This window comes from Micromonospora sp. KC207 (assembly GCF_004348615.1).
Taxonomy (GTDB): Bacteria; Actinomycetota; Actinomycetes; order Mycobacteriales; family Micromonosporaceae; genus Micromonospora.
Window position 1 is genome coordinate 59,987 of record NZ_SMKJ01000002.1, and the last position, 9,712, is coordinate 69,698.

The 9,712-nt window shown below is 72.4% G+C and carries 9 protein-coding genes; 3 read left to right on the top strand and 6 right to left on the bottom strand.

The window, feature by feature from the left end:
- Window positions 1–106: 106 nt before the first annotated feature.
- Window positions 107–679 (bottom strand): cob(I)yrinic acid a,c-diamide adenosyltransferase, encoded by a 573-nt coding sequence (locus E1258_RS00650; protein WP_132395781.1) that lies wholly within the window; start codon window positions 677–679, stop codon window positions 107–109.
- Here E1258_RS00650 and murA point away from each other — a divergent pair.
- The gene (gene murA / locus E1258_RS00655) at window positions 678–2,114 is read left to right on the top strand and encodes a UDP-N-acetylglucosamine 1-carboxyvinyltransferase (RefSeq protein ID WP_132395783.1); all 1,437 of its coding nucleotides are present in this window, start codon (window positions 678–680) and stop codon (window positions 2,112–2,114) included. The two genes, E1258_RS00650 and murA, sit on opposite strands and share 2 nt — an antisense overlap.
- A gap of 165 nt (window positions 2,115–2,279) precedes the next feature.
- Complete coding sequence (locus E1258_RS00660) at window positions 2,280–3,128, top strand: 3-hydroxyacyl-CoA dehydrogenase family protein (protein ID WP_132395785.1); 849 nt, start codon at window positions 2,280–2,282, stop codon at window positions 3,126–3,128.
- A 135-nt stretch (window positions 3,129–3,263) separates the two neighbouring features.
- Here the strand turns inward: E1258_RS00660 and E1258_RS00665 are convergent, their stop codons facing one another.
- From E1258_RS00665 to E1258_RS00675, 3 genes are all read right to left on the bottom strand, one after another.
- Window positions 3,264–4,067, bottom strand: a complete 804-nt coding sequence (locus tag E1258_RS00665; RefSeq protein ID WP_132395787.1) for an alpha/beta hydrolase family protein — start codon at window positions 4,065–4,067, stop codon at window positions 3,264–3,266.
- Window positions 4,068–4,192: 125 nt separating this feature from the next.
- Entirely contained in the window at window positions 4,193–5,041 is an 849-nt protein-coding gene (locus E1258_RS00670) for an ABC transporter permease (protein WP_132395789.1), read from the bottom strand.
- Complete coding sequence (locus E1258_RS00675; protein WP_132395791.1) at window positions 5,038–5,943, bottom strand: ABC transporter ATP-binding protein; 906 nt, start codon at window positions 5,941–5,943, stop codon at window positions 5,038–5,040. Before E1258_RS00675 ends, E1258_RS00670 begins: the two co-directional genes overlap by 4 nt.
- A 151-nt stretch (window positions 5,944–6,094) precedes the next feature.
- Here E1258_RS00675 and E1258_RS00680 point away from each other — a divergent pair, with 151 nt between their 5' ends.
- The gene (locus E1258_RS00680; RefSeq protein WP_132395793.1) at window positions 6,095–8,098 is read left to right on the top strand and encodes a protein meaA; all 2,004 of its coding nucleotides are present in this window, start codon (window positions 6,095–6,097) and stop codon (window positions 8,096–8,098) included.
- A gap of 73 nt (window positions 8,099–8,171) precedes the next feature.
- Here the strand turns inward: E1258_RS00680 and E1258_RS00685 are convergent, their stop codons facing one another.
- Together E1258_RS00685 and E1258_RS00690 are read right to left on the bottom strand one after the other, a co-directional pair.
- Complete coding sequence (locus tag E1258_RS00685; protein ID WP_132395795.1) at window positions 8,172–8,468, bottom strand: DUF1540 domain-containing protein; 297 nt, start codon at window positions 8,466–8,468, stop codon at window positions 8,172–8,174.
- 81 nt (window positions 8,469–8,549) lie between these two features.
- Window positions 8,550–9,527: a polysaccharide deacetylase family protein gene (locus E1258_RS00690; protein ID WP_243715087.1), complete on the bottom strand. Its 978-nt coding sequence runs from the start codon at window positions 9,525–9,527 to the stop codon at window positions 8,550–8,552.
- Window positions 9,528–9,712 lie beyond the last annotated feature (185 nt).

Consider the following 9,712-nt stretch of genomic DNA (forward strand, 5'->3'; position numbering starts at 1 on the left):
GACTCATCCAGCACCGACGTACGCCGGGCCGAGCCGCCACGCCGGGCCGAGCCGCCACGGTCCTGGCGGCTCAGCCCGGCGCAGCCCGCCCAGCGGCCAGCCCTGCTCAGCGGTCACCGCCCGGGACCCACAGCACATCGCCCGCCGGATTTGCCGTTCTTGACAGGATAAAGAGCAGATCGGAGAGCCGGTTGAGATACTTTGCCGGGAGGGTGCTGGTCCGGTCGGGGTCGTGCGCGACCAGCGTCCACGCCGCCCGCTCGGCCCGCCGGGCGATCGTCCGTGCGACGTGCAGCAGTGCCGCTCCGGCGGTGCCGCCGGGGAGGATGAAGGAGTCAAGCTTGCTCAGGCGTGCGTTGTACTCGTCGCACCATCCCTCCAGTCGCTTTACGTACTCCTCGGTGACCCGCAGCGGCGGGTACTCCGGGTCCGGCTCCACGGGGGTGGACAGGTCGGCCCCCACGTCGAACATGTCGTTCTGGATCGACCCCAGCACCGCCCGCAGTTCGTCGTCGAGCTGCCCGAGGGCGAGCGCGACGCCGAGCGCGGCGTTGCACTCGTCCACGTCCGCGTACGCGGCGATCCGTGGGTCGGTCTTCGGCACCTGTTCGTTGTTGCTAAGCCTGGTCATGCCGGCGTCGCCGGCCTTGGTGTAGATGCGCGTGAGGTGGACGGCCATGACGCACAGCCTACGGATACCGGACCTGACCATCCCCGCCCGACCGGAGCCGGCACGCCCTGCCGGGCTCGGTCCCGGCGACGCCGGCGACCCGGCGGTCAGCGACGTCGACGTCATCCGCGTCGCCGGTGACGCCCGACTCGCCGGGACCGTGCACGTGGTCGGGGCGAAGAACTCGGCCCTCAAGCTGATGGCCGCCGCGCTGCTCGCCCCCGGGCTCAGCGTGATCACGAACGTTCCGCGCATCACCGACATCGCCATCATGGGCGAGGTGCTGCGCCGGCTGGGCTGCGTCGTCCGCTTCGACGCCGACGACCCGGTCGACCCGATGGTGGCCCGGGGCGGGGTGGCCCGGTCCCGGTCGGTCACCATCGACGTGCCCGAGCAGCCCGGCGCGGAGGCCGACTACGACCTGGTCCGCCGGCTGCGCGCGTCCATCTGCGTGCTGGGCCCGCTGCTGGCCCGCCGGGGTTACGTCCGGGTGGCCCACCCCGGCGGGGACGCCATCGGCTCCCGGGGGCTGGACATGCACGTCGCCGGGCTGACCCGGATGGGCGCCGACATCTCCGGCGAGCACGGCTTCGTCATCGCCGCCGCCCCGGACGGCCTGCACGGCGCGGACATTGTCCTGGACTTCCCCAGCGTCGGGGCGACCGAGAACCTGGTGATGGCCGCCGTGCTGGCCCGGGGCACGACGGTGATCGACAACGCGGCCCGGGAACCGGAGATCGTCGACCTCTGCTCGATGCTGATCCGGATGGGTGCCCGGATCGAGGGGGAGGGCACCTGCACCCTGCACATCGACGGGGTGCCCGAGCTGCGGCCGGTGCGGCACGCCACGGTGGGGGACCGGATCGTCGCCGGGACCTGGGCGTTCGCCGCCGCGATGACCCGGGGGGACGTCACCGTGACCGGCATCGACCCGGGCTTCCTGGAGGTCGCGCTCGACAAGCTGGTCTGCGTCGGCGGGCTGGTAGAGACCCGGGGCGACGCCTTCCGGGTACGCATGGAAGACCGGCCCACGTCCGTCGACGTGGTCACCCTGCCCTACCCGGGCTTCGCCACCGACCTGCTGCCGATGGCGATCGGGCTCGCCGCGGTGAGCGACGGCGCGTCCCTGATCACCGAGAACATCTTCGACGGCCGGTTCATGTTCGCCAACGAGATGTTGCGGCTGGGCGCGGACATCAAGACCGACGGCCACCACGCCGTGGTCCGGGGCCGGGACCGGCTCTCGGGCGCGCCCGTACGGGCCACCGACATCCGGGCCGGCGCGGGGCTGATCATCGCCGGCCTCTGCGCGGACGGGGTCACCGAGGTCTCCCACGTGCACCACGTCGACCGCGGCTACCCGGACTTCGTCGCCGACCTGCGGGCGCTCGGGGTGCGGGTCGAGCGGGTCAGCGCACCGGAGGAACCGGCGCTGGAGATCTGAGCGCGGGCGGGCCCCGCGCGGCGCGTGGCCCCGTGTCGTCCGGCGGGGCCTCAGCGCAGCGCGGGTGTGGCCCGGTGTCCGGCGCGGCCCGGCGGTCGGCTTAGTTGTCGTTCAGTATCGCCAGTAGGGTGCTGAGAGACAATCAAGCAGGCGAGGGAGAAGCAGATGGCGGGTCGACTCGCGGTCGTCGGGGCCGGGCTGATGGGCTCGGGCATCGCCCAGGTGGCGGCGCAGGCGGGATGGCAGGTGACGCTGCGGGACCTGGACGACGCGGCCACCGGGCGCGGACTGGCCGGCATCCGGAAGTCGCTGGAGAAGTTCGCCGAGAAGGGCAAGATCGAGCCCGGCGAGGTGGAGGCCACGCTGGGCCGGATCACCCCGACCACCGACCTTGAGGCGGTGGCCGACGCGGACATCGTCATCGAGGCGGTCTTCGAGCGGCTGGAGATCAAGCACGAGGTCTTCCGGGCCCTGGACGAGATCTGCAAGGCCGAGGCGGTGCTCGCCACCAACACCTCGGCCATCCCGGTCACCCAGATCGCCGCCGTGACCGAACGCCCCGAGTCGGTCGTCGGCACGCACTTCTTCTCGCCGGTGCCGATGATGAAGCTGTGCGAGCTGGTCCGGGGCTACAAGACCAGCGACGAGGTCCTGGCCACTGCTAAGGCGTTCGCCGAGGGCATCGGCAAGACCGTCGTCGTGGTGAATCGGGACATCGCCGGCTTCGTCACCACCCGGCTGATCGCCGCGCTGGTCGTCGAGGCGGTCAAGCTCGTCGAGTCCGGCGTCGTGTCGGCCGAGGACCTGGACACCGCCTGCAAGCTCGGTTTCGGCCACGCGATGGGCCCGCTGGCGACCACCGACCTGACCGGCGTCGACGTGCTCATGCACGCCTCGAGGAACATCTACACCGACACCGCCGACGAGAAGTTCTTCCCGCCGGAGCTGCTCCAGCGCATGGTCACCGCAGGCGACCTGGGGCGCAAGACCGGCAAGGGCTTCTACACGTACTGACGGGTGCGGCCCCGCGGACGCGTGTTCGCCCGCGGGGCCGGCCGTCGCCCTCCCACCGGTTTCCTGTGCCCGCCGGCCGTCGGCCTCCCGGCCGGTCTCCTGCGCCCGCCGGCCGTCGGCCTCCCGCCGGCGACGTCAGGGGCGGGCGAGGGCCGAGCCCAGCAGGGCGAAGGCATCCGGGATGACCGTGCCCCAGTAGGTGAAGTCGTGCCGGCCGTCGGCGTACTCGGCGCGCACCGGGGGCTCGGGCAGCGCGCGGGCCAGTGCCCGGACCTCGCTCAGCAGGCCGTCCTGCCGGCCGCACCAGAGCCCTACCGGCGTGCCGCGCAGCCGTGCCACGCCGGTGAGGACCGCGTCCCCGCCGCGTACGGCGGGGGAGAACGCGGCCACCGCGCGCAGCCAGCCGGGGAAGGTCTCGGCGAGCAGCAGCGCCCCGAATCCACCCATCGACCAGCCCCAGGCGGCGACGCGGCCGGCGTCGAAGCCGCGCTCGGCACACCAGGCAGGCAGCTCCTCGCGCACCATCCGCTGCGGGTCGTCGGCTCCTGAGGGCCGCCAGGAGAGCCGGCCGCCGGTCGCTCCGGCGAGGACGAACGGGGCCGTGCCCCGGCGCGTCGCGTCGGTGAGGAACCGGGCCAGCCCGAAGCGCGCGTAGTCGCGCGGGGTTGCCGACGCGCCGTGCAGCACCAGGCAGACCGGCAGCCCTCGCCCGTCGCCGTGCCCCGCCGGCACGGCCGTCCAGAAGTCGACGGCACGACCCCGGGCCGCCGATTCCCGCCGGACCAGCCGCTCGTCGCCGGCCGGGGCGTCGGGCAGCTCGGGGGCCGGCCCGGGGCGCGGACGGGTCAGCTCTCGGGCCGCGAAGCCACCGCCCACGGAAAGCGTCACCGCGCCGGAACCGGCCAGCAGCAACGCACGCCGCGTCGGTCGCGCCACCATCGGCACAGTCTCCCAGCTTTGCCCCACATCGGCTGCCCCGCGCGTGCGAGCCCCGCCCGCGACGGGCCGGTGAGAGGGGAACCCCTCTCTACCGTATGCGTTAACAGGGGGCCCTTCCTTACACCTCAGCCGTCGCGCTTGGTGGTCCAGCGGAAGGTGGTCAGGCAGAGCACCAGGCCGATCACGCACCACAGGGCGAGGACGAGGGCGACCCGGCCCAGCTCGAACGAGCCGCCCGGCTCCCGGGCGCCGAAACTCTCCGGCAGGAACACCGCCCGCAGCCCCTGGCACATCCACTTCAGCGGGAAGAGCGCCGCCACCTGCTGCATCCAGGACGGTAGGTTGGTGAAGACGAAGAACACCCCGGAGATGAACTGGAGCACCAGGGCGACCGGGGTGACCACGGCCGATCCGCTGCGCGCCGTACGGGCCAGCGACGAGATCGCGATGCCGCACAGGGTGCACGCGGTGACCCCGAGGACGGACACCCAGCCGAAGGTGAACCACTTCCCGGCCGTGCCGGGCAGCTTCAGGTCGAACAGGGCGACCGAGACGGCGAGCAGCAGGGCGGTCTCGGCGACGCCGATCGCCACCACCACGATCACCTTGCCGGCGAACCACACCCACTTCGGCATCGGCGTGCCCCGGTACCGCTTGAGCACCCCCCGGTCCCGCTCGATCGGAATCCAGATGCCCAGGTTCTGGAAGCTGACCGTCATCAGGCCGGTCGCGATCATGCCGGTGATGAAATACTGCGTGAAGCTCACCCCGGGGGCGATCTCGTCGTTGAAGATCGCCGCGAAGATCAGGATCATGATGATCGGGAAGCCCATCGTGAACACGACGGACTCCCGGCTGCGCAGGAACTGGGTGATCTCCAGGCGGCCCTGGCGCAGGGCGAGCGTGCCGGCGCCCGGCCGCCGGGCCGGTGCGGCGGCGGTGGCCGGGGCCGCCTGATCCGTCGTGGTCGTCATGGGTGTCCGATCATCCGCAGGTAGACGTCTTCCAGGGTCGGCCGGGTCACCGTGAGGCCGGGGACCTCGCCGCCGTAGCGCGCGGCCAGCTCCGCGACCAGTGCCGTCGGTGCCGCGCTCTCCACGCTCTCCAGCGCCCCCTCGGGGGTACGCCAGGAAACCGTCGCGAGCGCGTCCTGGCGGTCGCCCAGCAGCTTCGGCGGGGCGACCTCGATCACCCGACCTGCGGCGATCACCCCGACCCGGTCGGCGAGCGACTCGGCCTCGTCGAGGTAGTGGGTGGTCAGCACGATGGTGGTGCCGGCGGCGGCCAGGTCCCGGATCAGCTCCCAGAACTCGCGGCGCGCCTCCGGGTCGAAGCCGGTGGTCGGCTCGTCGAGGAAGAGCAGCTCGGGGCGGCCGACGATGCCGAGGGCCACGTCGAGGCGGCGCTTCTGCCCGCCGGAGAGGGTGTGGGTGCGGGCTTTCGCCTTCGCGCCCAGGCCGACCCGCTCGACGACCTTCGCCGGGTCGTCGGCGTCGGGGTAGAAGCCCGAAAAGTGGCGGACCACCTCGGTGACGGTCAGCTCGTCGAACTCGCCGGTGCCCTGGAGCACGATGCCGATCCGGGAGCGCCAGTCACGGGCGGGGTGCCCTGGGGCGCGCGAGGAGCGCGCTTGCGAGCCCCGCAGTCGCGACCCGAAGGCAACCTCGGGGTCGCTGCCCAGCACCCGGACCTCGCCGGCGTCGCGCCGCCGGTAGCCCTCCAGGATCTCCACCGTGGTGGTCTTGCCCGCGCCGTTCGGGCCGAGCAGCGCGAACACCTCGCCGCGGCGGACGTCGAGGTCCACGCCTGCCACCGCGACGTTGTCGCCGTACGCCTTGCGCAGCCCCCGGACGGAGATCGCCAGCTCGTCATCCATGCCGTCAAGTGTGCGACCTGGGCAGGGCCGGCGGACGGCCGGGGTGTGGTGGTCACGGCCATGCCGCGTGCTCTGCGCCCCGCCGTCCGCGACATGGACCTGTGTAGTTTTCCACAGCTCGTTCTACTGAGCGGTAACTTAAACTCCGGCCATGGATGAGAAGGCTTCCTCCGGCCGGCTGTCCGAGCGCGACCGCCCGTGGGTGATGCGGACGTACGCCGGGCACTCCTCGGCCGCCGCGAGCAACGCCCTCTTCCGCCGCAACCTGACCAAGGGGCAGACCGGCCTGTCGGTCGCCTTCGACCTGCCCACCCAGACCGGGTACGACCCCGACCACGAGCTGGCCGCCGGCGAGGTCGGCCGGGTCGGGGTGCCGGTGGCCCACCTCGGCGACATGCGGGCCCTCTTCGACGGCATTCCACTCGCCGACATGAACACGTCCATGACGATCAACGCGCCGGCCATGTGGCTGCTCGCCCTCTATCGTGGCGTCTGCGCGGAGCAGGGTGCCGAGTTGGTTCGCTGCGCCGGTACCACGCAGAACGACATCATCAAGGAGTACCTGTCCCGGGGGACGTACATCTTCCCGCCGGCGGCGTCGCTGCGGCTCACCGCCGACGTAGTCGCGTACACGCTGCTTGAGATGCCGCGGTGGAACCCGGTGAACATCTGCTCGTACCACCTTCAGGAGGCCGGAGCGACGCCGGTGCAGGAGGTCGGCTTCGCCCTCGCCACCGCCGTCGCCGTGCTCGACGCGGTACGCGACTCCGGTCAGGTGCCCGCCGAGCGGATGGGCGACGTGGTCGCCCGGATCTCGTTCTTCGTCAACGCCGGTGTGCGGTTCGTCGAGGAGATCGCCAAGATGCGGGCGTTCGGCGCGCTCTGGGACGAGATCACCCGCGACCGGTACGGCGTGACCGACCGCAGGCAGCGTCGCTTCCGGTACGGGGTGCAAGTCAACTCGCTCGGGCTGACCGAGGCCCAGCCGGAGAACAACATCCAGCGCATCGTGCTGGAGATGCTCGGCGTCACCCTGTCCCGCGACGCCCGCGCCCGCGCCGTGCAACTGCCGGCCTGGAACGAGGCGCTCGGCCTGCCCCGTCCCTGGGACCAGCAGTGGTCGCTGCGGATGCAGCAGGTCCTCGCGTACGAGTCGGACCTGCTGGAGTATCCGGACCTGTTCGCCGGCTCGCACGTGATGACCGCGCTGGTCGACGAGGTCGTCACCGGGGCCCGGGTGGAGTTGGACAAGGTCCTGGAATTGGGCGGCGTGGTGGCCGCCGTCGAGTCCGGGTACCTCAAGAGCGCGCTGGTCGCCTCGCTGACCGAGCGCCGCCGCCGGGTGGAGTCCGGCGCGGACACGGTGGTGGGCGTCAACCGGTTCACCGAGACCGAGCCGTCGCCGCTGACCGCGGCCGGCGCGGAGTCCATCGAGCAGGTCGACCCGGCGGTGGAGGCGGCGGCCGTGGCCGCCGTACGCGGATGGCGGGCCGGGCGTGACGGCGTGGCCGTCGACGCGGCACTCGACCGGCTGCGCGCGGACGCCGCGACCACCGCGAACCTCATGCCGGCAACGCTGGAGTGCGTGCGGGCCGGGGTGACCACCGGCGAGTGGGCCGGCGCGCTGCGGCGGGTCTTCGGGGAGTACCGGGCGCCGACCGGGCTGACCGGCGGTGCCGGGTCGGGCGGCGACGCGACCCTGGCCGCCGTGCGGGAGCGGGTCGCCGCGACGGCCCGAAAGCTGGGCGGTGGCCGGCTGCGACTGCTGGTCGGCAAGCCCGGCCTGGACGGGCACTCCAACGGCGCCGAGCAGATCGCGGTACGCGCCCGCGACGCCGGCTTCGAGGTGATCTACCAGGGCATCCGCCTCACCGCCGGTCAGATCGTCGCCGCCGCCGTGGAGGAGGACGTCGATCTGGTCGGGCTCTCCGTGCTGTCCGGCTCGCACCTGGCGGCGGTGCCGGCCGTGCTGGACGGGCTGCGCGCCGCCGGGCGGGGCGACCTGCCGGTGGTGGTCGGCGGCATCATCCCGGCCGCCCACGCCGACGCGCTGCGGGCGGCCGGCGTGGCCCGGGTCTTCACGCCGAAGGACTTCGCCCTCACCGGCATCGTCGACGACCTGGTCACCGTCGTCCGCCACGCCAACGGCTTGTAAGCAGGGGCCCCTTGTCAACGCATTCTGTTGTACAAGGGGCCCCTGCCAACAGCTGCCAACGCGCAACGCCGCGTCAGCGGCTGGAGTAGGTCATGCAGTCGGCCATGTCGTTGTCCGGGCCGACGCGGATCGCCGGGGCGTGACACTCCAGATCGGAGTTGTGCCGGCAGTCCGAGCGCTGGCAGGCACCGACCTGGGCGATCATGTCCTCGATGCCACCCCGGACCGGCATCTCGACGAACGTGTGGCAGTGCGCGTGGTCGGCGCTGCCGATCGTGATGGCGAACGCGTGGCAGTCGCTGGTGTGGTTGTAGGCGCAGGCCGTGACCACGCATTCCTGGACGCGGGGCATCTCCATCGCCGTAGTCATGACGACCTCCTCTGGTTCTCGCAGACTCCCATCCGATATTAGGCTTTTGTCGGATTTAGTGTGAGTGATCGGTTGTTTCGGTCAGCCGGCCGGCGTGGTGCCCAGCACCTCGGAGAGCGGTGCCGGCCTCAGGCCCTGGGCGGTCAGCCCGGCCAGGATGTGCGGCAGCGCCTCGTCGGTCATGGGAGCGTTGGCCTCGGTGACGTGCAGGACGACGATCGAGCCGGGGCGTACCCGGGACAGCACCGCGTCGACGACCGGCCGCCAGGACTTCGCGAACGGGTCGCCGCTGATGACGTCCCCGTCCACGACGGTGACGCCCAGCGGGGCGAGTGCGGCCAGTGCCGCGCCGTCGTGGCACAGCCCGGGGAAGCGGAAGTACCGGGTCTGCCGGCCGCCGTACGGGGCGATCACGTCGAACGTCCGGGCCACGTCGGTGGCCATCCGCTGCCGGGGAATCGTCGGCAGGTGGTAGCAGTCGGCGGTGAAGGCGAGGTGGCCGTACGTGTGGTTGGCCAGCTCGAAGCGCGGGTTGGCGGCCAGCCGACGGGTCACCTCGGGGTACTCCTCGACCCACTTGCCGGTCAGGAAGAAGGTGGCCGGCACCCGCTCGCGCTCCAGTAGGTCGACGATCGCCAGGTTCGCGTACGACCGCACCGCACCGCTGCGTAGCTGGTACCGCATCGCGTCCGTCATGTCCGCGTCGAAGGTCAGCGCCACCAGGTCGCCGGTGCGCGGGCCGTGGTCGACCACCGGGGGCCGCCGGTCGGGGCGGCTCGCTCCCGGGACCCTCGCAGCCGGCAACCCGGTGCCGGGCGGGTCGAGCCGTTCGCCCTGGTCGGGCCGATCCGGGCCCTCGGGCCGCGCGGATGCGCTCGTGGGCGGAGTCGGGTGGGGCGTCCGGTCCTCCCCGGCGGTGGGGGGCGTCGCCGGGGACACCCGGGCGATGGCGGTGCGACCGGGCTCGCCCGGAGGCGCGGGGGCGGCGAGGAGGATCGCGACGCCGGCCAGGGCGGCGAGCGTCGCCATCAGGGGGGCGCGAGAGTTCTTTGCGGGCACCGGGAGATGATCTCTCGGCGGGTGCCCGCGCGGCTGCCCCTGTCCCGCTCGTGAGACCACCCCGTTCCGCCGGTTTCGGCCGGACGTGCCATGTCGGGGACCGGATGCGCCATGCCGGGGATATGGGGGCATTCTGCACCCGGGATGCCCCCATATCCCCGACGCCGAGTCGATCAGCTGAACTT